Genomic DNA, 23,766 nt, shown 5'->3' with positions numbered 1-23,766 from the left:
CAGACAGCCTGAAACCCTTTACTGTACTGCGTTTGCAGGCTATAACCAAGGGGGTGACATATAGCATAAGTGTCAGTATTTCAATAGATAACTATATTTTGCCGGTACCGATAATTTATAAAAAACAGGTTATCAATCCTTCAAAAAATCCAACCAAAGTTTCGCACATCGTGTGAATAACAACTTTACTATTTCTGTTTTTTATTGAATTAATTTGTACTCGGTTTTGCGGGTTGTGATTAACAATTGCTTAACCGGGAGGTGTTAAGAGGAGTGGGGCGGACAAGGCCCATGCCATTGACAGCAGACATTTAAAATCAATTTATTTTTATAGAAGAACGGCAGAAATGCTTGATAGTCAGTTACTTAACAGGTAATGCTGAAGGCCCTTTGTCTCTCTTCTAATTTATAAAACCTTATTTAAAATATTTTTTATCATGGGACTGTTCGACAAACGCGTAAACTACAAGCCTTTTGAGTACCCTGAGGTATTGCAGTTTACCAGCGCTATCAACAAATCGTTCTGGGTGCACTCCGAGGTAGACTTTACTGCCGATACGCAGGATTTCCACAGCCACCTTACACCTGCTGAGCGTAATGCCGTAAAGCGCGCTTTACTGGCTATCGCCCAAATTGAAGTGGCCGTAAAATCTTTCTGGGGCAACCTGTACAACCATCTTCCCAAACCCGAGCTGAATGGCTTAGGCAGCACTTTCGCTGAATGTGAGTTCCGCCATAGCGAAGCTTATTCGAGGCTGGTGGAAGTACTGGGCTATAACGACGAATTTGAAAAGCTGATAGAAGTACCTGTGATTAAAGAACGTATCGATTATTTATCGAATGTTTTAAAAAATACCAAGTCAAACGACAAACAGGAGTATAGCATTGCGCTGATATTGTTTACCATCTTAATTGAGAACGTATCCTTGTTCAGCCAGTTTGCGATCATTCTTTCTTTTACCCGCTTTAAAGGCTGGATGAAGAATGTAAGCAATATTATTGCCTGGACATCGGTAGATGAGCAGATACATGCCAATGCCGGTATCTACCTCATTAATAAAATAAGGGAAGAATATCCTGAAGTGCTGAACGAAGCAACACTGTCGCGTATTACCGATATGGTGAAAGAGTCGATTGCTATTGAAGAGCAGATACTGGACTGGATATTTGAAGAGGGGGATGTGGACATCCTGAATAAAAAAGACCTGAGCAACTTTATTAAGTTCAGGGTGGATGAAAGCCTGAATAAAATTGGCCTGCCATCGCAATACTTTATCAGCGCCGAGCAATATCGCCCCATGCGTTGGTTTGAGGAAGAAGTGTTTGCCAACAGCCTGGATGATTTCTTTGCAAAACGCCCGGTTGATTATACCAAGCACGATAAGAGCATTACGGCAGATGATCTTTTTTAGTTGGACAGATGACAGTGTACAGATGACAGCCGTCAACTAACAACTGTCAACCGAAAACTTAACAACACGCCCCCTAAACAATAAATACTAAAACCTGTTAAAACCTATAGCAAAATGGAAGTAATGGACCCAATGATACAAAAAACGCCCATCACAGAGAAAATGTGGTGGAGAAACGAAGAAAGTGAGCAAATACTCAATCGCGGTTACCTGTTAAAGGGTGAAACCGTAGAAGGCGCTATTGAGCGTGTGTGTGGAGCAGCAGCACAACGCCTGTATAAGCCGGAATTGAAAGAGGCGTTTATGGAAATGGTAGAGCGTGGCTGGATGAGCCTGAGCTCGCCTATCTGGGCCAATATGGGTACCGAAAGAGGTTTACCTATTTCATGTTTTAACGTACATGTACCCGATCATATTGAGGGCATTACCCATAAGCTGGGCGAAGTGATCATGCAAACAAAAATAGGCGGTGGTACATCAGCTTATTTTGGCGACCTGCGCGGCCGTGGCAGCTCGGTTACCGATAACGGTAAAAGTAGTGGTGCGGTAAGCTTTATGCGTTTGTTTGATACGGCAATGGATACTATTTCACAAGGTGGTGTGCGTCGCGGGGCTTTTGCGGCTTACCTGGATATTGACCATCCGGATATCAGCGAGTTCTTACAAATTAAAAGCATTGGCCACCCTATACAAAACCTGTTTACCGGTGTATGCGTACCCGATTACTGGATGCAGGATATGATCGAAGGAGATAAAGAAAAACGTGAGATCTGGGCGAAACTTTTGGAAAGCCGCCAGCAGAAAGGTCTTCCTTATATCTTCTTTACCGATAACGTAAATCGTAACAAGCCACAGGTATATAAAGACTTGAACTACATGATCAATGCCAGCAATCTTTGCTCAGAGATCATGTTGCCATCAACTAACGATGAGTCGTTCATTTGCTGCCTGAGCTCTATGAACCTGGAGCTGTATGATGAGTGGAAAGATACGGATGCCGTGCGTTTGGCGATCTTCTTCCTGGATGCAGTATTGCAGGAGTTCATCAACAAAACAGAAGGCAACCATTACCTGGCAAGCGCCAATAAATTTGCTAAGCGTCACCGTGCATTAGGCCTGGGCGTATTGGGCTGGCACTCTTACCTGCAGCGCAATATGATTCCGTTTGAAGGTTTGAGAGCGAAACAGCTTACCTCTAAAATATTTGCGGATATTAAAGAGAAGGCTGATAAAGCTACTATGGACCTGGCAAGGATCTATGGTGAGCCGGAAGTATTAAAGGGTTATGGTCGCCGCAATACTACTACGATGGCTATTGCGCCTACTACTTCTTCTTCGGCTATATTAGGACAAACCTCTCCGGGTATTGAGCCATTTAGCAGCAATTATTATAAAGCAGGTTTGGCAAAAGGTAACTTTATGCGCCAGAACAAATACCTGAAACAATTACTGGAATATAAAGGCCTGGATAACGAAGATACCTGGCGTAATATCATGTTGAACCATGGTAGCGTGCAGCAGGTAGAAGGTTTAACGCCCGAAGAAAAATCGGTATTTAAAACCTTTAAAGAAATAAGCCAGCTGGAAATTATTCAGCAAGCGGCTATTCGCCAGCAGTATGTAGACCAGGCACAGAGCCTGAACCTGAACATACCGAGCAACCTGCCGGTGAAAGATGTAAATAAGCTGATGATTGAAGCATGGCAGCTGGGTGTAAAAACCCTGTACTACCAGCGCAGCCAGAGCGTGAGTAAAGAGCTGGTAACAAGTTTGGTTACCTGTGTGAGCTGCGAAGCGTAAAGAATTAAATAAGATTAAGCCCGGATCATTGTAAAGTGGTTCGGGTTTTTTGTAATGTTTTGTGACTACGTTTAAACGTCACGATTTATTTACTTCATGAAAATTGCGATATATGAATTTTGAAGTTTATTGTGATGAAAGCGGGTTGGAGGCACTCACGCAGAAGAATGCTCATTTATATGTAGGTATTGGAGGCATATGGTTACCGTCGGAGTGTCGGTCAGATTTTAAAGACGCGTTAAAAAAGATAAAAGAGAAATATTCAGTTCATGGCGAATGGAAATGGAAAAAAGTGTCCCCAGCATTTTTTGAAATGTATAAAGATATAATAGACTTTTTTTTTAATGCGGAGTATATAAGATTTAGGGTTATATTAATTGAAGCTAATAAAGTTGATAATATTCGCTTTCATAATGACGATGCAGAATTGAGTTTTTATAAATTTTATTATCAATTAATCAAACATTGGATTTTTGATTTTAATACCTATACCATTTTTACGGATCTCAAAGAAAATAGAAATAAAGGGAGATTAAACGAACTGCATAGGGTATTGGATAAATCAAATCTAACATCAGATGTAATTAGTGTGCAGGGGTTGCCTTCTGAGCAATCTCTAGGCATTCAATTAGCTGATTTGCTGACAGGCTTGGTAGTTTCCAAATTTAATAATGAACTAAAAAGTGAAGCAAAACAAGGATTAATTGCTCATGTGGAGCAAGTCTATCTGAGAAACGAAATCCAACCAACTCCTAAGTGGCAAGAGAAGTTTAATGTATTCAAAATAAACTTGCAGGGAGGGTGGTAGATGGCTTATAAAAAAATAAAGTCGTACCAGCTATCTGAAGCAGAAATGAGAATATTGTGGCAACAAGAATATTGTAGTCAGAAGATATTTACTTTTGATGGCGTTCGTGTTCAGTTTTACGATGATATGTTCGATCATTGTTTTTTTGAGAGTGTTAATAGACAAGAAAAGGATAAGTCGGTTCTTTCTCTTAATCGACTCGAAAAAATGCTTTGGATTAAAGATACTTTACAAGATCCCGACGCTATTTTTAAAAAAGGTTGGGATAACGGAAGGAAGGAGTATTTCGAAGACAGAAGAGTCGCAATTGTAAAAGGAAACTACGTCGTAATTATAAGATTTATAGGCTTACTCAAGGCTAGATTTGTAACAGCCTATGTAAAAGAAGACATCGAAAATATAATGAATGCGCCTGATTTTGAAAAAAGCGAAAAATATTTTGGAAAATAGAAAAAACGTTGATTGACGGGTTCAACGTTTAAAACCTTTGTAGATTCCAGACCAAGGGTAAAGAACAGTGTAAAAGTACGACCTTTTTTCGAAGTACCATAATTCTAATAATGCCACCTTTTTAATGTATTGATAATCAAATTTTTAAAAGTTTTCTAACACATTCAACGCCCCAACTAACCGCTTCAACTCATTACCCAAGCCCAGCACCTCCCCCGCATCCACTTCCTCCACTACAGAACTATTCGATAGTGCCCCATGTGTGCAGTCATATAACAACTGCTTCCAATACAATAAAACGCTAGCTTGCATTGCCTAATCCAAGAGGAACTATTGAAAGACGGACAACTGGTGTTATTGCCTTTGGCGCCCGTTGCCCCCCGCTCTTTAATGCAGGGAGACTATATGTCTTTACGATACGCAATTTCAGCAGAGCTCGATACCGATACAATCTCTAAACGGGGGTATTGTGTAGTGCGGCTGGAATCGAACGGTGTAGCCAGCCGGGTGCGTTTTCAAAAGGCCCCGCTACCTGGACACAGTGGCGAGCAACTAATAGGCTACACAGCTCCTGACAATTGGAATGTAAATATAGGGGCAGAGTCATTCTTATTTGAAGAAGGACAGGCAGAAAAATATGACGGTGCAAAATATGGCGCACTACGGGTTGATAAAAACGGTAACAGTTTATTGGTGGGTTTATATGATGAAGGTAAAAGGAAAATTGAGTAATAAATGTAGTTCACAATAAAGTCTTACGGCTTATATGATCATTTCAATTATACTTGTTAATTTCATCAGATAATCCAGAGCAATTTATGACATCTGAAAAGCAAACTTTCCCCCAGGCTGCACAATCATTAACAGAGGTGCTTACTTCTGTTTCAACGAATGATAAAGAGGTAAGTGCGGCTATCAATCTCTTTTTGGACAATCTTCCGGGGGCGACAACCCGAGAAGTGGCTACGGCTATGCAATCTTTAGCAGGTGTATTCGAAACGGCAAAGGAAGTAAATGCGATAAATGCCATCATGCTTTGTGGCTACCTGGTGGAAAAGGGATATGGAGGAAAATACTTTATCGGTGAACTGGAACGGTTAACGATTAAAAACCTGGATATTGCTGAACCATTATTGAAGGCATCCGTAAATGTTATGGAAACAACGGATGACGAAGAAGAAGATCCGTATGAGGCAGTGGATAAGCTAAGGGAGGAGGTAGTTGTTGAACATCCGGAACAAATTGCAGCCGATGATTGGTTGGAGAAAATATATCCCTGCCTGGTATCAACTTACAGTAGCGATTTGCAACTTTTTAATACGGGCAAATCTTTATTGCACGATCGGGTAAAACCTTATAGCCAGGTAAGTACCGCCTGTAGCTGGCTAAGCACTTTGTTTAGCGTGCTATTTAATGAGCCTGTATTGGTGGTAGAGCTTGCTCAGCAAAAAGCTTTTACAGGCAGCATTAGTGGCATTGCCGATAATTTTCAATTACAGCTTTTATTAATGGGCATACCAGAACTGGGTGATACGATCGATGCAGAACTTACGGCGGTAGTGAATGGAACCGGTCCGCAGGATGGAGAGGCATCAGTCGCCGGTAAATGGGACATGTGCAACTGGCCGATACTTTCAGCAGCGCATAAAGAAAAAGGTGAGAGTGATAGTGACCATTGGATATGGAGCGAAGGTAGTCCTGAAGATATTGAACCGCTGGAAGGTCGTAGAGTAATTCTTTTAAAAGAACCCTCTTATCAAAGAGGCTTATATGTGCAGCGTAGTTTTTCAACATTACCCGCGTCTATCAATATTGAAAAGTGGCTGAGCGAAGAGGAGTTAAACCAGTGGCTGGAAAAGATGAAGTAGTTTCTGTTGTTTTCTGTTGGGTTTACTATTAAATAGCGGGGAGAATACATTAAGCTTTGCAAGCTATTTCTTCAACCAAAGTTATTGGGATGTAGCACTTATATGCGGCGCCATATCAATAATAATGGTCGTGCCCTAGATGTACTCAGCTGCGTAGCGACGATATATTATGCAGCGAAGGAATACAGTAAACTTTACGCCGTTTTCTTCGAGCTGGATTTATCGGGATATGGCCTTTATATGCGCCGCGTAGCGGTGCCATATCAATAATAACGAGCATGCCCAGATGTATCAAGCCGCGTAGCGGCGACATATTAAATCAGTCCCTGTCAATATCCTGTACATTTTTATTTTGAGTTTTCAGTATTAACAAAAGCGAATCAATCAAACCGGCTATTTTTAAGCCATGAAAATTGAACACATTGCCTTTTGGGTAGCAGATCTTGAAAAAACAAGAGATTTCTATTGTACTTATTTTGATATGATAGCAAGCGATCGTTATCATAACCCTATAAAAAATTTCACTTCTTACTTTCTTTCTTTTAAAGATGGCGGTACACGCATTGAAATAATGCATCGCCCCGATATTATCATCACTACTGGCCAGAGAGGGCTCGTTACCGGCATTACGCACCTGGCTATTTCGGTGGGCTCTAAAGAGCAAGTAGATCTGCTCACTGAAAGATTAAGAGCAGACGGCTTCACTATTGTGGGAGAGCCTCGTACTACGGGTGATGGATACTATGAAAGTGTTGTGCTGGATACCGAAGGTAACCCGGTAGAAATAACAGAATGATGATCCTTTCTTTTTTCGGACATATTTAAAAAGGCTTAAAATAAATTTAAGGTTGATCCGTCTTCCCTCAAAAGCCTGAAATATGTCCAAGAAAATACTGATCATTAATGGTCATCCTAATAAAGAATCCTTATGTTTTGCACTGGCAAATGCCTATAAGGAGGGCGCTCTTCATACGGATGCAGAGGTGCGTGAATTGGTGATAGCTGATCTTCAATTTAATCCCAATTTGCAGTATGGTTATCGTAAAAGAATTGACTGGGAACCCGACCTGGCCGCAGCCTGGGAAAGCATTCAATGGGCAGATCACCTGGTTTGGATACACCCGGTTTGGTGGGGAGGGTTGCCAGCGATAACAAAAGGCTTTATTGATCGGGTTTTTCTCCCCGGCTATGCCTTTAAGTATCGCGAAGGGTCGGTATGGTGGGACAAACTGCTTAAAGGAAAAACAGCGCATATCATTACCACTTTGGATCAGCCTGGTATTTACTATCGACTGGCTTTCGGCAGGCCCAGTGTGAACCAATTGCGGCGATCAGTATTGCAGTTCTGCGGGATCAGCCCGGTCAAGGTAAGCTATATAGGTATTGTAAAAACGGCTACCGAAGAAAAGCGTTCACAATGGTTGAGAGTGATAAGGGAAATGGGTATCCGTTTAAAATAGTTTGCCTGGTTTGGTAAATCCTGGTTCTATACCCTGTAACTGCGTAAAACAGCTGTTGGTTGTTTATTCGTTGCAAACAGTATCTTTATAAAAGTGCATTATTATACCATTATACTGGTCATTATGGCGTTAATGTTGGGTGCTTCTGCTTTTGCGGAGAAGCTGAAAGTGCCTGTACCGGTATTGTTGATTGTGGTGGGCATGATAGCGGGCTTTACGCCCAGCATGCCAGCTATAGAACTGGATCCGGAGATAGTGATGCTGATCTTTCTGCCGCCTTTATTATACGATGCTGCTTTTAATATTTCTGCCAAAGATTTTAAAACCAATATTAATACCATCAGCACCCTGTCTATAGGATTGGTTTTTATTACCACCGCAGGCATCGCCACAGTGGCACACTATGTAATTCCGGGCATGAGCTGGCCTTTAGCCTTTGTGTTAGGCGCTACGCTTTCGGCCACCGATGCAGTTGCTGCAATCGGTATTACCAAGGGACTGGGCTTGCCCCATAAAACTGTTACCATACTGGAAGGAGAGAGCCTGGTGAACGATGCTTCAGCCCTCGTGGCTTATCGTTTTGCCGTGGCAGCAGTTACAGGCGTGGCTTTTGTGTGGTGGAAGGCCCTGTTTGATTTTTTAATTGTTTTGGGAGGCGGCTTGCTGGTGGGTATTATCATTGCGAAGCTATTAGGGTTCGTGTTGCGCTTTTTTAGAGATAACGCCATGGTAGTAATCAGCCTGATGCTGCTAATGCCCTTTGTTACCTATCTGATAGCTGAACATTTTGAAGTGTCGGGCGTAATAGCGGTTGTGGTATTAGGTCTTAATATGTCCTGGTTAAGCAAAAACAGGTTCCCCGAACACATCAAGCAGCAGTCACGCAATTTCTGGGATGTTAATATATTTTTATTGAATGGGTTGATATTTGTTTTGATTGGACTTCAGTTCCCTTTAGTATTAAAGCGAATGGAGACGAACCAGATATGGACCTATATCGGCTACGCAGCTATTATAACGGTGGTTACTTTTCTGATCCGTTTGATAAGAGTATTGATGCAGCAATTCAACCTGCAAAAGGCATTTGAAGGCAAGCGTCGTATCAGCGAAGAGGCGCTCTTCGATTCCAAAACCAGTCTTATTATTACCTGGGCAGGTATGCGGGGTATTGTTTCGCTGGCTATAGCCTTAGGTCTTCCGTTGAGTGTCAATAATCATCATCCATTTCCTTTGCGTAATGAAATCATATTCCTTTCCATAGCCGTAGTGCTGTTTTCTTTGTTGGGGCAGGGACTGACACTGCCCTGGGTGGTAAAAAAGTTTGGTAAGGGGAAAGATGTAGCCAATACATTGCCCGATATTGAAAAAGTAAGTAGCCAGGACTAAGTTTGGCAAAGCTGCCTATACTGATTAACTTAGATGCATGAGTCACCTTTTAAATGTCCGTTGTCCCTCCTGCCAATCTAAACAGCTAAGCACCACAGAAAAAAGCGGCGGAAAGCTTACCTTAACTTGTTTGTCATGTGGTTATGTGTTTAAAGCGGTTGATACAGACACGACACCTCAAAAGATTGTTGAGCAACCTTTCAAACCAGCGAATCCTGCAACTGATAGCGCTCTGGTGCAGCCGGCATTCGATTTGAGTGCATTAAATAGGCAAATCGTTGAAATAGTAAAGGCAACGGGGAAGTTAAATGCAATAAAATTTTGTAAGGACAATACGGGTTGGAGCCTTGATAAATGTAAACAGTACGTCGATCAGCTGGTAGATAAGGGACAAGGAAATGAATGGTCTATTGAAGAACCATTGAACCTGTCGGGCGCGAAAGGTACTGCAACGTTGGCTCAGCGGGTTATTGAAATAGCCCGAACCAAAGGTAAGTTGCATGCCGTTAAATACTATAAGGACTGCAGCGGCAAGGGGCTAAAGGAATCATTAGAGTATGTAGAAAAAATAGTACCGCCAGACGTGTATAAAAAAACAGAAGGTTGTTTTATAGCTACCGCCTGCTATGGGGACTATGATGCCAAAGAAGTATTAGTATTAAGACGTTACCGGGATAATGTACTGCAGCAAAGGACAGCTGGCCGGTTAGCGGTTAAGGTATATTATTATGTGTCTCCTGCCTTGGCACACTTTATTCAGGATAAAGCACCTTTGAAAAAAATTATCCGGAAGCATGTTTTGCAACCATTAATAAAAAGATTGTCAGACAACACTGACGATTTTATTTAGTTACTATTGGGAAATATTTTTTAAAAGTCTAACCATTGCAGTGAAAGAATATCCTTATTTTTTACAGATCGTTGTTTTGGCTACAACATCCGTTGTTTTCGGCACATTATAGCTGTGTGCGCGTGCCATCTTTGCTGTGTCAATTATTAAAACTAAAAATTAAATAATGAAAACACAGAAAGTATGGTTGGTTACAGGCGCCTCTAAAGGATTAGGATTAAGCCTGGTTAAAAAATTATTAAGCGAAGGTTACCAGGTGGCAGCCACCTCGCGCACTTTGCAAGGCCTGGAGAAAGCATTAGGTCAGCACCCCGGTTTGTTGGCTTTGGAAGTGGATTTGCTGAGTGAAGAAAGTGTGGGCAATGCTATCGATCAAACGGTGGCGCGATGGGGTAGCATTGATGTGGTAGTAAATAATGCGGGTTACGGCCAGCTGGGTACCCTGGAAGAGTTGGGCGATAAAGAAGCCCGTGCTAACTTTGATACCAATGTTTTTGGCGCATTGAATATTATACGCAAAGCCACTCCTTATTTGCGCAAACAACAAAGCGGTATTGTAATTAATATCGCCTCCATAGGTGGACTAACAGGTGATTTTCCGGGCTGGGGTGTGTATTGTGCTACTAAGTTTGCCATGGTGGGCTTCACAGAATCTTATGCGGCAGAAGTGAAAGAGTTTGGTGTAAAAGCTACAGTGGTATACCCTGGCTACTTCCGTACCAACTTCCTGTCGGGCGGATCTTTGAATACGCCTGCTAACGAAATTGAAGCGTATTCGGTAGCCCGGAAAATACAGGCTGCGCATGAACAGGAGATTGATGGCAATCAGCCTGGTGATCCTGATAAAGCGGCAGTGGCCTTAATAGCATTATCGGAAATGGAAAATCCTCCTGTACATTTGCTGTTAGGTTCTGATGCATTTGATCTGGCAGGAAAAACGCTGAAAACATTAGGTGAAGAAATAGCGCAGCACGAAAGTATCAGCCGGTCTACTGACTTTTAAGGAATACAGATAAACTGGCGGCAGCATTTTAATCGCTGCCGCTCTTTAAATCATTATTATGAAAAATAGTAAGCTTTATACCATTGACACCATCAATGACTTTCATACCATTTGCGGACTGCCTAAACCACAACATCCGCTGGTAAGCCTGGTAGACTATAGCCAGGTAGAATACCAGGTAGATGAAGAGGAAATCGGTTGGATACAGGACCTTTATTTTATCGGGCTGAAACGGGATATACAGGGCAAGTTCAGGTACGGTCAAAAACAATATGACTTTGATGAGGGACTGGTTTGTTTTGTAGCGCCTAAGCAATTGATTCGTGTGCATATTGACCAACCTGCTGAAGATGTAAAAAAGCCTTCTGGTTACCTGCTGGCGTTTCACCCGGATTTTTTATGGAACACATCATTGGCCAAAACTATAAATAACTACGACTTCTTTGGATATGATGTAAATGAGGCTTTGTTTCTGTCTGAAAAAGAGGAAGCATTATTAATGGGACTTTTTAAAGGAATTGAACAGGAATATCAATCGGGTATTGATCAATTCACCCAAAATATTATTATTGCTCAAATTGAAGTGTTGCTGAATTATTGTGAGCGCTTCTACCAGCGCCAATTCATCACCCGGAAGAAGAGCGGGCACCAGGTGCTGGAGCGGCTGGAGCAGGCATTGGACGCATGTTTTGCCAATGATGACCTGATCAATAAAGGACTGCCTACAGCCCAGCAAATAGCTGCGCAGCTTCATATGACACCCAATTACCTGGGCAGCCTGTTAAAATCCTTAACGGGGCAAACAACGCAACAGCACATTCATAATAAGTTAATCGAAAAAGCAAAGGAAAAATTATCAACTACTGCTTTATCGGTGAGCGAAATAGCTTACGAATTGGGCTTTGAGCATTCCCAGTCGTTCAGCAAATTATTTAAAAGCAAAACCAATTTTTCCCCATTGGAGTTTCGCCAGGCTTTTAATTAAAATAAGATAATACCTGGTCGACCTGCGTCGTTAGGGGCGATGTTTGTATGGCTTGTCTTAACTTAGTAGTTTAAACAGCCTTCTTATCAAAATAAAATATACAACATGCAAACAGGCCATATAGCTACTTATCAAACCATCATAAACGCACCGGTTGAAAAAGTATGGGAAGCATTAACGAACCCGGAGCTGGTGAAACAATATTTTTTTGGTTCGGATCAACAGGGGGACTGGCGGCCAGGCGGCGCTATTACCTGGACCGGTGAGTATGAGGGTAAAACCTATATTGATAAGGGCATCATACAGGAGTATACACCCAATGAAAAGCTTTCGTTTACCTATTTAAGCAGCTGGAGCGGCAAGGAGGATATTCCGGAAAACTATCTTTTTGTAACCTATGCAGTAAAGCTGGTTGACGAAGGCACAGAATTGACCATTACCCAAACTAATTACGATGATGAAAAAGCTAAGCACTCTGCAGACAACTGGGGTTTGGTGATAGCTGGGTTGAAAAAGATTGTAAAATAATTAAATAGCTGAAGTCATTGAGCAAGATCTATGTATTCAGCGGATTGGGTGTAGACCGGCGCGTTTTCAATAATATCGATTTTGGTGACCTCGATATTACGCATGTGGAATGGATAAAGCCACAGCCCAATGAGCCCCTGGTTCATTATGCCCGACGTATTGCAGTAAACAAGATTGCACCGGCTTCCACTTTAATTGGGTTGTCGTTTGGCGGTATGCTGTCAGTTGAAATAGCCAAACTCATTCCCGTTGAAAAGATCGTCTTAATAGCTTCTGCAAAAACAAAAAATGAGTTGCCACGCGGTTTTTTGATGAAATGTTTGCTAAGGCTGAGAAAGTTTATTCCAGAGCGCAAACTAACACGCCCCAATGCGATAGCTGATTGGTTTTTTGGTGCAAAGACAGTCGAAGAAAAACGATTGCTTCGCTATATTTTAAAGGATACCGATCCGGATTTTTTTAAATGGGCAATTAATGAAATCATCCACTGGGAAAATGAAATGATACCCGTGAACAGTATCCATATTCACGGCAATAAAGACAGGATTATTCCTGTAAAGAACGTTAAAGCTGATTATGTAATAGAAGGTGGCGGGCATTTTATGACAGTGAATAAGGCTGATAAAATAGGTCACATTATCAGGTCGGTATTAGAAAAAAGTACCTGATCGTGTTGAGCGAGTAGTTCGTAGATGTTTTAAGTATGACAGTAAAAGGTGTAATAACTTACTTGCACAAGTACTGCAATCATAGTCGTAGTAAACTATGATTGGCGGTTCATCTAAATATTAAATATGGCAACTCAACAGGAACTGGAACAATTAGCAGCTCAGCTCAGGCAACCTAATGGAGCTGCTGGTATTGATGTAGCGAATATGATGAATGAAAATAATATTGGCATGACCTATCATTCTATTAACAGGCTCGGGCTGCATGAGAATCAGAAGGTACTTGAATTGGGCCATGGCAATGGCGGACATATTGGTTACTTGCTAAACCAGGCGGAGCGGCTTCAATATACGGGACTCGAAATGTCTGAGCTAATGATGAAAGAAGCCCGGAGGATCAATCAACAACTAGTCGAAAACAGACAAGCTGCATTTTTCCTGTATGACGGAGACAAAACATCCTTTAATGATAACAGTTTTGATAAAGTGTTTACGGTGAATACAATCTATTTCTGGAAAAATCCTGTAGCGCTATTGAATGAAATAAACAGGATTACGGTTGATGGTGGCTGGTTCAATATCACATTTGCTCAAAAAGCATTTATGCAAACATTGCCCTTTGTACAATTTGGTTTTGAGCTGTATGATACAAAAAAAGCGGAGCAGCTGGTTGCCAAAACTGCCTGGAAAATAGCGGGCACCGTATCAGAAACAGAAACGGTTAAAACTAAAACCGGTGACCTTGTTGAGCGGGAGTTCACAACTATAACGCTTGTTAAATAGCATTCTGAGACGCATAAGCAATTGTTGTTAAAAAATAAACAGGTAGCAAAACATTTATATACAATGTACTCTAACTGTGTGGTCTTCCTATCTTTGTGTTATACATCATAACTATACAGATACATGCAATTTCCTCCTATGCCTGCCAATGAGCAGGAAAGATTAAAAGAGCTATATTCCTACAATATACTGGATACTATTTCTGAGGAAGATTTTGATAATATAACCGAAATAGCATCCCAGATATGCAACACTAAAATTTCGCAGATCACGCTGGCTGATAGCGGCAGATTGTGGTTTAAGTCCAGCCATGGTTTACCCGGCTCTGAAGTGCCGCGCCATCTTTCCTTTTGTACACATGCCATCAATAATCCGGGTGAGTTGTTTATGGTGCCGGATGCCCGGGAGGATGAGCGATTTGCCGATAATCCTTTTGTTACTGGTGAGCCGCATGTGGTTTTTTATGCAGGCGTGCCTTTAACAACTGAAAACGGGTTTGCTTTAGGCAGCTTATGCGTGGTAAATGACCAGCCTACGCAACTTTCTGATAGTCAGTTGAAGTCATTAAAAGCATTGTCCAGGCAGGCTATGCGTCTGATTGAGCTACGCATGAAAAAAGCGCAATTAGAAAATGTTACCAATAGTCTGAACGAAAAAAATAAAGCTCTTGAAAAATTTGTTGGGACCGTAGCTCATGATTTAAGATCGCCGCTTAATAATATAATTGGAGTAACAGATTTATTAACTACGGCTTACACGATAGAGCCGGATGTGGAAGAATTACTCCAGATTGTCAAAGCCTCATCACTGAAACTTAAAAACCTGATCAGTGATTTACTGGAACAAAGCCGCTCTAATAAATTGTTACACGAAAGCGCTTCTAATGTTTCATTGGAGGAGTTGCGAACAGCAATAAAAGATCTGTTTGCATGTAACGATAAGCGGATTATTAATTTTAATACCTCGCTCGATTTCATCCATATCAATAAAATAGCGCTCGAGCAAATACTAATTAATCTAATTTCCAATGCTATCAAATACAATGATAAAGAAGTTGCGGCGATCGAAATTGGTATAGCCGATAGTAAGCAGGAGTATGCATTTTATGTAAAAGACAACAGTAAGGGCATTGCCAACGAGTTGATGGATAGAGTTTTCAACCTTTTCGAGGCCCAGGAAACTAAAGATAACTATGGGGATAAAGGTTATGGAATGGGATTAGCCATTGTAAAGGAGCTGATCAACAAAATGGGTGGTACCATTAGTCTTGATTCGACCGTTGGCGTTGGTACAAAGTTTATGTTTACCACTAAAAAGCATGCGCAACCAAGGAGCTGATCTCTTTAAAACCACTGTATTATATTTGTAATCTGAACCTATCTGTTCATTTTCTGAAACAGTAATTAAAACCGAAACGATGTTTACAGTAGCACAAGTTAAGCAAGCACATATCAAAGTACAATCTGGCGCAGATTTTCCTGCCTATATTCAGGAGATAAAAGCACTGGGAGTAACCGGCTACGAGGCTTTTGTTTCTGACGGGCACATCACTTACTTTGGTGCTAATGGTTTTCAAACTTCGGCAGGACCTAAGTATCCCGAACTGGTTATTGCTGAGTTGTCTGATAAGGACCAGTTTCAGGCAGACCTGAAAGCTCATCAACAGGGCAACACAGATTATCCTACATTCTGCAGCGACTGCGCCAGGTCTGGCATTGAAAAATGGATGGTTGAGATGGGGGCAATGACCTGCACTTATTATGATAAGTCGGGTAATAAAATATTAGTAGAAGTAATCCCGCATTAGAGTGTGATTATGCCATCTCTTTCTCAAACTGCATCTGATGCAGGCTGGCATAAAAGCCTCTCCTGGCAAGTAACTCGCTATGGGTACCGGCTTCCATTAATTTGCCTTTGTCCAGCACCAATATTTTGTCGGCTTTGCGAATGGTACTTAGCCTATGAGCAATAATGATAGAAGTTCGGTTCTGGATTAAAGTATCTGTTGCTTTTTGAATGAGCATCTCGCTCTCTGTGTCAATAGATGAAGTGGCTTCATCCAAAACCAATATAGAGGGGTCATATAAAAGCGCACGGATAAAAGACAGTAACTGTCTTTGCCCCAGCGAAAGCGTAGCCCCGCGTTCTTTTACATTATAATCATATCCGCCAGGCAGGCGCATAATAAAATCATGCATGTTGATCATTTTGGCAGCGGCTATTACCTGTTCCCTGGTTATATTAGGATTACGCAGTGTGATATTGTCCATAATGGAACCGGAGAAAAGGAACACATCCTGCAATACCACACCTATATTTTCCCGCAGGTAATCAGGAGGTAGTCGTCTAATATCGATGCCATCTATTTCAATGGCTCCCTTTTGAATATTATAAAAACGGTTGATCAGGCTGATGATAGTGGTTTTACCGCTGCCTGTATGACCTACAATTGCAACAGTTTGACCTGGTTTTATTTCGAAGTTTACATCGTTTAATACCCAATGCTCATCTACATAAGCAAAGTTCACATTTTTAAATTCAATTTGACCTTTTATCCGATCCTCCGGCACTGTATAACCGCCTTCCGGTACCTTTTCCTCATCATCGTTGTCTAATACAGTAAACACCCTGTCACTGGCTATGATACCCATTTGTACCACATTAAATTTGTCGGCAATCATACGCAGGGGGCGAAACAATAAGTTCAGACATAGAATAAATGATACGATCACGCCCTGCTGGCTTTGCTGCAGGCCTAGTGCCTCTTTAGCCGTAAACCAAACTACCAAACCGATAGACAGTGCCAGCACAATTTCGATTACAGGGAAGAAAACAGAGTAAGCGAAAATGGCATTGATATTGGCATTGCGATGTTGCTTGTTGATGGCTTTAAATTTGTTGAACTCATTTCTTTCAGCGGCAAAAGCCTGTACTACATTCATACCCGATAAATGTTCCTGTGCATAGGCGTTCAATGCTGCTACGGCATTCCTTACTTTAAAAAAAGATTTGTTGATGCTCTCCTTAAAATAGTAAGTAGCCGCAATCATAATAGGGAAGGGTATCAGTGCGATTAAGGTTAACTGCCAATCTACCCAAAACATATAGCCCAATACACATACAATAGAAAGCATGTCTGCGATAATAGGAATCAGACCGTCAGAAAAGATTTCGTTGATCGACTCAATATCGTTAATCGTTCGGGTAGTCAACGTTCCGATAGGCGTCCGATCAAACTGCCGCAGGTTTAACCCCAGTACTTTTTTATACACAGAATTCCGGATGTCTTTTACCACCGCCTGGCCCAGCCACGCAGTAATAAATGAAAAGGCAAAACGCATCAGCGTTTCTATCAAAATAATACCCATTTGTATAGTGGTTACGTAAATAACCATTTTGGGTAACGATTGTGCGATGTACTGATCAACTGTCAACTGTATCAGCAACGGTCGTACAGGTGTCAATGCCGCCAGTACAATAGCCAATATCATCGACCAGTAAAACCGGCCTTTGTAGGGAGCTGCATATTGAAATATGCGTCGCAATTTCGAAACATCAAAAAATAACTTCTTTCCCTGCTCCATTCTCGCAAGATATAAAAATTACAACAGTTTGAACGAAAGGTATTCGTTAACAATAGAAGACTTTTCAGCAGCTGGATGTCTATATATCCTCTTCCCCGGTTTCCTTTTTATACGCTTTGATAAATAAAGCGCCCAGGTTTTTGTAAGGAGGTATATAATCTTCGATACCTGTAACTTTTGCTACTGATGTAAATTCTTTCCAGAAAGATATCCAGTCGATGTTCTTTTTTAAGCGAAGGGTTTCCAGGAAAGTGCGTATAAAGGGAAGGTTAATATCGCGGTAACCGGTTTGCTTGGACGAGATAATATGTGCGTCGCTCGACTTTTTCAAAATAGAATCGATCAGGAAGAAGCCGCCACAGGAACCCATAAATACCACCCGGTTGGTAGGGGTGATATAACTAACGCTGGTTGGAGCGTGATAACTATGTCCCCGGTGAAAAGTAACGGTGGGAGACAGGTTGTTTTTTTCAAAGAACTCCTGCATCGCATTCTGGGCTACATAATCTTCATCAGGCGTATTAGCCAGTGGCCTGTTGGCATAGAGGTAAATAGGTACGCCTGAAGTCGTTTTCGCTACCACAAATTTGCTGTTGCTTTGATCCAGTTTCCATTTGGGATCATTACTGAAAGTGCGTACGAAAATGTCGAAATCCATCATTCCATCTTCATCGCCGTAAAAAAACATTTGTGTAATGATCTCTCCTTTTTCGTTGGTGAAATTGTCGAAGGGAACATTGTACACCGGTGGAATACCCAATTCTTTGGTAAGATTAATATTCTTGGTTGGATCTGCCGACTGGAATAATTTATCAAGAATATTATAAATAGCAACACCGCGTTTATTACCGGTTCTTGCATTTCTCTGGTAATTAGTTTTAATATTCGTCAACATTTGTTTAGCCAGGTCGGGAAGTGTTTCGTATAAACTGGCGTAAGAGTCAGCCACATCTACACCATCCTCCAGTCCCTTCGATTTTTCCAGCCCGTTTACAAAAGCTGTCATCACAGCAGTAGCATCGTCTTTACTTTTAAATGTTGCAAAAAAGTTTTTAAGCGTGTTATACCCTGCCGCCTGGCGAAGGAATTTCCGGTAATGGTCAAATGAGAGGCTGAGCAGTAAAGAGTCTCCGCGGTTATTCATTTTTTGCATCATCAGCGGGTATACGCCTGCAGTATAACTGCTGGTATATATTAACCCGTCTGTTAGTACTGCCAGGTAATACAACTCCTGTGGTGTAAGCTCTTGCAGGCATTTGAACCGCACCGCATTGGTAGCTTCATGTAAGGCGTTGATTTCGTTTACAAATTCATCACTCGCTTTCTTTTGTAAGCGATTGGTCAGCTCGGTAAAGCCTACAGCGGTGTCTCCGCTTAGTGCACGCCGGGCATAGTCCATTTGTGTTTTTACCAAAAGGCGGTAGTACTTAACCCGGTCGTCTTTTGCAGCGTCCAGTTCAGTCATGGTAACTTTTCCTTTCACTAGATTGTCCAGGAAGGGGAAATAGATCTGGCCGCTTTTCATTTCAGAAAGTCCCACTACTGTTTTTACGAAATTGTCATCCTTAATGCTGCGAATTTTGTATCCCAGCGAATTACCAGCCTGGGCATAGGAATACAGCTGTTCAGGATATTGCCGTCCAACAGCTTTTATCAGGCTGTCCGTATGCTTTGAGTTAGTATATTTCGTAAGCTGGTAAAAAGTTTTACCAGGATACTGGGCCGAATATTTTAAGATCAGGAGGTCTTTCAGCTCATTGTAATTAGGATTTTCCTCAAAGACGCGGGGAAGCGTAGCCGTGTAAGCAATATCGTAAGGAAAATGTTGTACATAAGGAATTATAGACTCCTTCGCAGAATTTACCTCGATCAGTTTTTTGTATAAAGAGAATATCTGGGCAAAATGGCTGGGTAATACTTCTCTTTTGCGCCAGCCGGTGCGCATATGCCTCAATATATCTGTCAGCCCCACCAGGTAGCCGGGTTTCAGGCGCTGCTCAATTTTATTATCCGTTTCAATCAGGTACCTGATGGCATCAACCTGGTTGTTGATCGCTGCTGTGGCTAACCGGCCGGCATCAACATTACCCTGGAGGGTAAATTCGTCATCCTGTTTGCCGTCACTTCCCAACAAAAGGTTTTTTTCTTTAATGATATTTTCATGAAAAAGCTGGCGGTTAATAGGAATGTTGATTCCCTTGCCATCCTCCTGGGCCCATAGAGAAGCTGAAAGTATAATACCTAAAATCGTTGATAATAAAGCCTTTCCTGTCATAACTGTAATTAATCTTGCCTGCAAAGGTAATTTGATATATAACGTAAAAAAGTTAAAAGATGTTCTTGCAACGGGGATGGTTGCAAAGAAAAAGCAGCGCTATGATGCGCTGCTCCAATATGTTGATTAGCTGGTATCAACGGGATTGAATAGCCAGCTATCGGGATTATTATGAATTCGAATAACGAACTGCAGGCGTTGTTTTTTGAATAAGAGCATATATGCCGAATAGCAAAAAAGTATAAAAAATATCTCCACCAAAAGCGTTGCGAAACATTTGGGTACTGATCTCGTTATAGAAAGGGAGCGCTCTGAGGTAGGTCATTCCCAATGTAAGCCCCGGCTCATACTCAATAGCTCCCGGTATGCGGCTGCCTACCCAAACGCCAAAATTGGATATAATCCAGAATAAGGCAGAGCCTGTGAGTGAATAACCCAGTATTTTGATGGGTTTAAGATTATGTAAAGTCGTTCCCATAGCTGTGATCAGCAAGATAGATCCATATACAAAAAACTGGCTGACACCGTAAAACCCTGTTTTGCCTATCAGGTAAAAAGCCAGGTCAGATATTAAAAAGGCCAGGACCGGGAAGCAATAAGCCCAACCCTTGTTTTTAAACTGTGAGCCGCCAAATAATGCAATAGCTACCAATGGAGAAAGATTGTAAACCTCGAAATGAGAAAAAATCAGTTTGCTCAATGCAGCCACTAAAATAATCGCGACAAGTACACCAACTTTTACATTTAATTTGTTCATACTGCAAAAATAGATAGTTTTATAAATTTGCAGTCTTAAATATAGTGATATGAAAAAAATGTTCACCCTTTTTCTATTGGTTTGTCTGGTTAAGTTGAGTTATGCACAGCCTCCTGCAGGCCTTGCCAACGCGGGTGACACTTATGGAGAAAAGATAGACCCCAAAGGAGTGGCTACCCTTTCCCAGGTATCAAAAGATCTGGCTAAAAAAGACTCCGTAGCAACCAAGATTTCAGGAAAAGTAGTAGCCTCCTGCCCAAAAAAAGGTTGCTGGATGGAGGTAGAACTGGAGGATAAGAGTAAAATGTTTGTAAAATTTAAGGATTATGCCTTCTTTGTACCCATGGATATTGTGGGCAAATCCATTGTTTTAGACGGAATTGCGTTTAATAAAACTACTTCGGTAGCTGAGTTACAACATTATGCGAAAGACGCTAAAAAGAGCCAGGCTGAAATTGACGGCATAAAAGAGCCGCAAAAACAGCTAAGATTCCTGGCGGATGGTGTTTTAGTAGTGAAATAAGCGAAAATGACAGGATCACCCGTTAAAAACCGGGAGTTGGTGCCTAAATGCTTTAAACCGCTGCAAGGATACGGGGTATTTATTTTGTTATAATTTACCGATATCCTACTTTTGCAGCCTGAAAAATAAAGGCTATAAAAATGGCCGCAATAAAACCAATATTTAAATAAAGTATATGCCAGAAATTAAACCCGACGAAATAAGCGCCATACTGCGGGAACAATTAAGCAATTTTAATGCCCATGCGGATTTAGAAGAAGTAGGTACTGTGTTGCAGGTAGGGGATGGTATTGCCCGTGTTTACGGGTTAGGAAATGTACGTTATGGTGAACTTGTTGAGTTTGAAGATGGTGTTCGCGCCATTGCTTTGAACCTGGAAGAAGATAATGTGGGTGTGGTATTAATGGGTGAAGGTAAGGGAATTAAAGAAGGTTCTAAAGTACGTCGTACCAAGCAGATCGCCTCTATTAAAGTAGGTGAAGGCATGGTAGGCCGTGTGGTAAATACCCTGGGTAACCCTATTGATGGCAAAGGCCCTATCGCCGGCGAATTATATGAAATGCCTTTAGAGCGTAAAGCGCCCGGGGTAATTTTCCGTGAGCCGGTAAAAGAGCCATTACAAACAGGTATCAAAGCCATCGACGCGATGATCCCCGTAGGTCGTGGACAAAGGGAGTTGATCATTGGTGACCGTCAAACCGGTAAAACAGCGATCGCGGTTGATACCATTATCAATCAAAAAGAATTTTTCGCTGCCGGCAAGCCCGTATATTGTATTTATGTAGCAATCGGTCAGAAAGCTTCTACCATTGCCGGTGTAATGAAAACTTTACAGGACAACGGAGCTATGGAGTACACTACCATCGTAGCGGCTTCTGCTTCCGATCCGGCTCCTTTACAGTTCTATGCACCTTTCGCCGGTGCTGCCATCGGGGAGTTCTTCCGTGATACAGGTCGTCCTGCATTGATCATTTATGATGATCTTTCTAAACAGGCCGTAGCTTATCGTGAGGTTTCTTTGTTATTACGTCGTCCTCCGGGTCGTGAGGCTTACCCTGGTGACGTATTCTACCTGCATAGCCGTTTACTGGAAAGAGCTGCAAAAGTGATCAATAATGATGAGATCGTTAAAAACATGAACGATCTTCCCGATTCAATTAAACACCTGGTAAAAGGTGGCGGTTCATTAACAGCGCTTCCAATTATCGAAACACAGGCGGGTGACGTATCTGCCTATATCCCTACCAACGTAATTTCAATTACCGACGGACAGATATTCCTCGAGTCGAGCTTGTTTCTTTCAGGTATTCGCCCGGCGATCAACGTGGGTATTTCTGTAAGCCGCGTGGGCGGTAATGCTCAGATCAAATCGATGAAAAAAGTTGCGGGTACCCTGAAACTGGACCAGGCGCTTTATCGTGAGCTGGAGGCGTTCTCTAAATTCGGTGGAGATTTGGATGCTGCTACTAAAAATGTAATTGACAAAGGTGCCCGTAACGTGGAAATTTTAAAACAACCCCAGTACTCTCCGTTTACAGTAGAAAAACAGGTTGCCATCATTTACCTGGGCACTAATGGTTTAATTAAAGAGGTACCGGTAAACAGGGTTAGGGAATTTGAAGACCACTTCCTGCTGGAAATGGAAAACAAATTACCTGAAATAATGGCAGAGTTTAAAAAAGGAAACTTGCCCGAAGAAGGCCTTAAACAAATGGTAGAATTAGCTAACAGCCTCATACCACAGTATAAAAAGGCTTAAGAGCGTTGCCTGAGCAATTACTTAAGGATAAAGTGTGTAATAGAGAATAGCCGGCGAGGGCTGTTCGGAAAATAATAAGCCTTGTTCTACGGAACAGGGCTTATACGTTTAGATTTAATAATTTTGGAATACGTATATTAGCCTAAAACTGATTATGGACCGCCGAATAAATTGCCTCATAGTAGACGACAACAAAGTAGCCCGGATGTTGCTTCAGCAGATCCTGATCAAGATAGATGGTATTAATATCATTGGGGAGTTTGACGATCCTTTGAAAGCGAAGACCTACATTGAGAATAATCCTATTGATCTGCTGTTTTTAGACATCGAAATGCCGGGATTAACGGGAATCGAGTTGCTACGCATGCTGCAAAAAAGACCGCTGACCATCTTCACAACTGCCAAACAGGGCTACGCTGTTGAAGCTTTTGAACTGAATGTGGTGGATTATATTGTTAAACCTTTTTCGCTGGCAAGAGTGTTACATGCGGTGGAACGGGCTAAGGAACTGCTGAGCAACGAAAATGTAAAAATCGGAAAAGATGAGTCAAGCGATTTTGTTTTTGTAAAAGATAACAAAGTAATCAGGAAGCTCAATATGAATGATATTTTGTGGATCGAAGCTAAGGGAGATTATATTAAGCTTCATGTTCCTCAAAAAAGCTATGTTGTCCATGGCAGCTTAAAGGCTATTGAAGATAAATTACCTTCTCAGAAATTTATGCGTATTCATCGAAGCTATACGATAGCTCTCGACAAGATTGATTATATTGAAGATAGAATTGTTTATGTGCATGGCCAGGCCATACCCATTTCAGAATCGTACAAAGATGCGCTTCTGAAAAGCCTGCAATTGCTGTAACGGTT

The 23,766-nt window shown here is 41.6% G+C and carries 24 protein-coding genes; 20 read left to right on the top strand and 4 right to left on the bottom strand.

Going from position 1 to position 23,766, the window contains the following annotated elements:
• Positions 1-437: 437 nt before the first annotated feature.
• From U0035_RS10770 to U0035_RS10755, 4 genes are all read left to right on the top strand, one after another.
• On the top strand, positions 438-1,412 hold the full coding sequence (locus U0035_RS10770) for a ribonucleotide-diphosphate reductase subunit beta (RefSeq protein ID WP_114789803.1): 975 nt from the start codon (positions 438-440) through the stop codon (positions 1,410-1,412).
• Positions 1,413-1,526: 114 nt separating this feature from the next.
• On the top strand, positions 1,527-3,212 hold the full coding sequence (locus U0035_RS10765) for a ribonucleoside-diphosphate reductase subunit alpha (RefSeq protein ID WP_114789802.1): 1,686 nt from the start codon (positions 1,527-1,529) through the stop codon (positions 3,210-3,212).
• A gap of 112 nt (positions 3,213-3,324) precedes the next feature.
• Entirely contained in the window at positions 3,325-4,020 is a 696-nt protein-coding gene (locus tag U0035_RS10760; protein WP_114789801.1) for a DUF3800 domain-containing protein, read from the top strand.
• Between the two features lie 45 nt (positions 4,021-4,065).
• A complete protein-coding gene (locus tag U0035_RS10755; protein ID WP_162817777.1) occupies positions 4,066-4,470 on the top strand; it encodes a hypothetical protein in 405 nt (134 codons plus the stop codon).
• Between the two features lie 144 nt (positions 4,471-4,614).
• Here the strand turns inward: U0035_RS10755 and U0035_RS10750 are convergent, their stop codons facing one another.
• On the bottom strand, positions 4,615-4,782 hold the full coding sequence (locus U0035_RS10750) for a hypothetical protein (protein ID WP_162817776.1): 168 nt from the start codon (positions 4,780-4,782) through the stop codon (positions 4,615-4,617).
• On the opposite strand from U0035_RS10750, the gene U0035_RS10745 reads away from it, so the two are divergent.
• The 13 genes from U0035_RS10745 (at position 4,777) to U0035_RS10685 (ending at position 15,808) form a co-directional block, all read left to right on the top strand.
• The gene (locus U0035_RS10745; RefSeq protein WP_114789799.1) at positions 4,777-5,202 is read left to right on the top strand and encodes a GDYXXLXY domain-containing protein; all 426 of its coding nucleotides are present in this window, start codon (positions 4,777-4,779) and stop codon (positions 5,200-5,202) included. The two genes, U0035_RS10750 and U0035_RS10745, sit on opposite strands and share 6 nt — an antisense overlap.
• 86 nt (positions 5,203-5,288) lie before the next feature.
• Positions 5,289-6,338: a hypothetical protein gene (locus tag U0035_RS10740; protein ID WP_114789798.1), complete on the top strand. Its 1,050-nt coding sequence runs from the start codon at positions 5,289-5,291 to the stop codon at positions 6,336-6,338.
• A 406-nt stretch (positions 6,339-6,744) separates the two neighbouring features.
• Positions 6,745-7,134, top strand: coding sequence for a VOC family protein (locus tag U0035_RS10735; RefSeq protein ID WP_114789797.1), 390 nt, complete (start codon positions 6,745-6,747; stop codon positions 7,132-7,134).
• 82 nt (positions 7,135-7,216) lie between these two features.
• On the top strand, positions 7,217-7,798 hold the full coding sequence (locus U0035_RS10730; RefSeq protein WP_114789796.1) for an NAD(P)H-dependent oxidoreductase: 582 nt from the start codon (positions 7,217-7,219) through the stop codon (positions 7,796-7,798).
• Positions 7,799-7,921: 123 nt separating this feature from the next.
• Positions 7,922-9,184 (top strand): Na+/H+ antiporter, encoded by a 1,263-nt coding sequence (locus U0035_RS10725; RefSeq protein WP_245957641.1) that lies wholly within the window; start codon positions 7,922-7,924, stop codon positions 9,182-9,184.
• Positions 9,185-9,221: 37 nt separating this feature from the next.
• Positions 9,222-10,034 carry a CFI-box-CTERM domain-containing protein gene (locus U0035_RS10720; protein ID WP_114789794.1) on the top strand — a complete coding sequence of 271 codons (813 nt, stop codon included), beginning with the start codon at positions 9,222-9,224 and terminating at the stop codon, positions 10,032-10,034.
• A 166-nt stretch (positions 10,035-10,200) separates the two neighbouring features.
• Positions 10,201-11,037 (top strand): SDR family NAD(P)-dependent oxidoreductase, encoded by an 837-nt coding sequence (locus tag U0035_RS10715; protein ID WP_114789793.1) that lies wholly within the window; start codon positions 10,201-10,203, stop codon positions 11,035-11,037.
• Between the two features lie 58 nt (positions 11,038-11,095).
• Positions 11,096-12,022, top strand: a complete 927-nt coding sequence (locus U0035_RS10710) for a helix-turn-helix domain-containing protein (protein ID WP_114789792.1) — start codon at positions 11,096-11,098, stop codon at positions 12,020-12,022.
• Positions 12,023-12,127: 105 nt separating this feature from the next.
• On the top strand, positions 12,128-12,550 hold the full coding sequence (locus tag U0035_RS10705; protein WP_114789791.1) for an SRPBCC family protein: 423 nt from the start codon (positions 12,128-12,130) through the stop codon (positions 12,548-12,550).
• A gap of 17 nt (positions 12,551-12,567) precedes the next feature.
• Positions 12,568-13,218 (top strand): alpha/beta hydrolase, encoded by a 651-nt coding sequence (locus tag U0035_RS10700; protein WP_114789790.1) that lies wholly within the window; start codon positions 12,568-12,570, stop codon positions 13,216-13,218.
• Between the two features lie 126 nt (positions 13,219-13,344).
• The gene (locus U0035_RS10695; protein ID WP_114789789.1) at positions 13,345-14,001 is read left to right on the top strand and encodes a class I SAM-dependent methyltransferase; all 657 of its coding nucleotides are present in this window, start codon (positions 13,345-13,347) and stop codon (positions 13,999-14,001) included.
• A 123-nt stretch (positions 14,002-14,124) separates the two neighbouring features.
• Positions 14,125-15,339, top strand: a complete 1,215-nt coding sequence (locus U0035_RS10690; protein WP_114789788.1) for a GAF domain-containing sensor histidine kinase — start codon at positions 14,125-14,127, stop codon at positions 15,337-15,339.
• 79 nt (positions 15,340-15,418) lie between these two features.
• Positions 15,419-15,808, top strand: coding sequence for a DUF1398 domain-containing protein (locus tag U0035_RS10685; protein WP_114789787.1), 390 nt, complete (start codon positions 15,419-15,421; stop codon positions 15,806-15,808).
• 7 nt (positions 15,809-15,815) lie between these two features.
• Here the strand turns inward: U0035_RS10685 and U0035_RS10680 are convergent, their stop codons facing one another.
• From U0035_RS10680 to U0035_RS10670, 3 genes are all read right to left on the bottom strand, one after another.
• Positions 15,816-17,585, bottom strand: a complete 1,770-nt coding sequence (locus U0035_RS10680) for an ABC transporter ATP-binding protein (RefSeq protein WP_114789786.1) — start codon at positions 17,583-17,585, stop codon at positions 15,816-15,818.
• Positions 17,586-17,664: 79 nt separating this feature from the next.
• Positions 17,665-19,860 carry a hypothetical protein gene (locus tag U0035_RS10675; protein WP_114789785.1) on the bottom strand — a complete coding sequence of 732 codons (2,196 nt, stop codon included), beginning with the start codon at positions 19,858-19,860 and terminating at the stop codon, positions 17,665-17,667.
• A gap of 169 nt (positions 19,861-20,029) precedes the next feature.
• Positions 20,030-20,617 carry a DUF6580 family putative transport protein gene (locus U0035_RS10670; protein WP_114789784.1) on the bottom strand — a complete coding sequence of 196 codons (588 nt, stop codon included), beginning with the start codon at positions 20,615-20,617 and terminating at the stop codon, positions 20,030-20,032.
• 49 nt (positions 20,618-20,666) lie between these two features.
• On the opposite strand from U0035_RS10670, the gene U0035_RS10665 reads away from it, so the two are divergent.
• The 3 genes from U0035_RS10665 to U0035_RS10655 all read left to right on the top strand — a co-directional run bounded on the left by U0035_RS10665 (position 20,667) and on the right by U0035_RS10655 (position 23,761).
• Positions 20,667-21,140 carry a DUF4920 domain-containing protein gene (locus tag U0035_RS10665; RefSeq protein WP_114789783.1) on the top strand — a complete coding sequence of 158 codons (474 nt, stop codon included), beginning with the start codon at positions 20,667-20,669 and terminating at the stop codon, positions 21,138-21,140.
• Between the two features lie 175 nt (positions 21,141-21,315).
• Positions 21,316-22,899, top strand: a complete 1,584-nt coding sequence (atpA, locus tag U0035_RS10660; protein ID WP_114789782.1) for a F0F1 ATP synthase subunit alpha — start codon at positions 21,316-21,318, stop codon at positions 22,897-22,899.
• 154 nt (positions 22,900-23,053) lie between these two features.
• Complete coding sequence (locus U0035_RS10655) at positions 23,054-23,761, top strand: LytR/AlgR family response regulator transcription factor (protein WP_114789781.1); 708 nt, start codon at positions 23,054-23,056, stop codon at positions 23,759-23,761.
• The last annotated feature ends 5 nt before the right edge of the window (positions 23,762-23,766 follow it).

Source organism: Niabella yanshanensis (assembly GCF_034424215.1).
In the GTDB taxonomy this organism is placed as follows: domain Bacteria; phylum Bacteroidota; class Bacteroidia; order Chitinophagales; family Chitinophagaceae; genus Niabella; species Niabella yanshanensis.
This window is presented reverse-complemented; position numbering and strand designations above follow the sequence as displayed.

Coding starts and splice junctions, on each gene's coding strand:
- U0035_RS10770 (WP_114789803.1), top strand. CDS start 438: ATGGGACTGTTCGACAAACGCGTAAACTACAAGCCTTTTGAGTACCCT.
- U0035_RS10765 (WP_114789802.1), top strand. CDS start 1,527: ATGGAAGTAATGGACCCAATGATACAAAAAACGCCCATCACAGAGAAA.
- U0035_RS10760 (WP_114789801.1), top strand. CDS start 3,325: ATGAATTTTGAAGTTTATTGTGATGAAAGCGGGTTGGAGGCACTCACG.
- U0035_RS10755 (WP_162817777.1), top strand. CDS start 4,066: ATGAGAATATTGTGGCAACAAGAATATTGTAGTCAGAAGATATTTACT.
- U0035_RS10750 (WP_162817776.1), bottom strand. CDS start 4,782: ATGCAAGCTAGCGTTTTATTGTATTGGAAGCAGTTGTTATATGACTGC.
- U0035_RS10740 (WP_114789798.1), top strand. CDS start 5,289: ATGACATCTGAAAAGCAAACTTTCCCCCAGGCTGCACAATCATTAACA.
- U0035_RS10735 (WP_114789797.1), top strand. CDS start 6,745: ATGAAAATTGAACACATTGCCTTTTGGGTAGCAGATCTTGAAAAAACA.
- U0035_RS10730 (WP_114789796.1), top strand. CDS start 7,217: ATGTCCAAGAAAATACTGATCATTAATGGTCATCCTAATAAAGAATCC.
- U0035_RS10725 (WP_245957641.1), top strand. CDS start 7,922: ATGGCGTTAATGTTGGGTGCTTCTGCTTTTGCGGAGAAGCTGAAAGTG.
- U0035_RS10720 (WP_114789794.1), top strand. CDS start 9,222: ATGAGTCACCTTTTAAATGTCCGTTGTCCCTCCTGCCAATCTAAACAG.
- U0035_RS10715 (WP_114789793.1), top strand. CDS start 10,201: ATGAAAACACAGAAAGTATGGTTGGTTACAGGCGCCTCTAAAGGATTA.
- U0035_RS10710 (WP_114789792.1), top strand. CDS start 11,096: ATGAAAAATAGTAAGCTTTATACCATTGACACCATCAATGACTTTCAT.
- U0035_RS10705 (WP_114789791.1), top strand. CDS start 12,128: ATGCAAACAGGCCATATAGCTACTTATCAAACCATCATAAACGCACCG.
- U0035_RS10695 (WP_114789789.1), top strand. CDS start 13,345: ATGGCAACTCAACAGGAACTGGAACAATTAGCAGCTCAGCTCAGGCAA.
- U0035_RS10690 (WP_114789788.1), top strand. CDS start 14,125: ATGCAATTTCCTCCTATGCCTGCCAATGAGCAGGAAAGATTAAAAGAG.
- U0035_RS10685 (WP_114789787.1), top strand. CDS start 15,419: ATGTTTACAGTAGCACAAGTTAAGCAAGCACATATCAAAGTACAATCT.
- U0035_RS10680 (WP_114789786.1), bottom strand. CDS start 17,585: ATGGAGCAGGGAAAGAAGTTATTTTTTGATGTTTCGAAATTGCGACGC.
- U0035_RS10675 (WP_114789785.1), bottom strand. CDS start 19,860: ATGACAGGAAAGGCTTTATTATCAACGATTTTAGGTATTATACTTTCA.
- U0035_RS10670 (WP_114789784.1), bottom strand. CDS start 20,617: ATGAACAAATTAAATGTAAAAGTTGGTGTACTTGTCGCGATTATTTTA.
- U0035_RS10665 (WP_114789783.1), top strand. CDS start 20,667: ATGAAAAAAATGTTCACCCTTTTTCTATTGGTTTGTCTGGTTAAGTTG.
- atpA (WP_114789782.1), top strand. CDS start 21,316: ATGCCAGAAATTAAACCCGACGAAATAAGCGCCATACTGCGGGAACAA.
- U0035_RS10655 (WP_114789781.1), top strand. CDS start 23,054: ATGGACCGCCGAATAAATTGCCTCATAGTAGACGACAACAAAGTAGCC.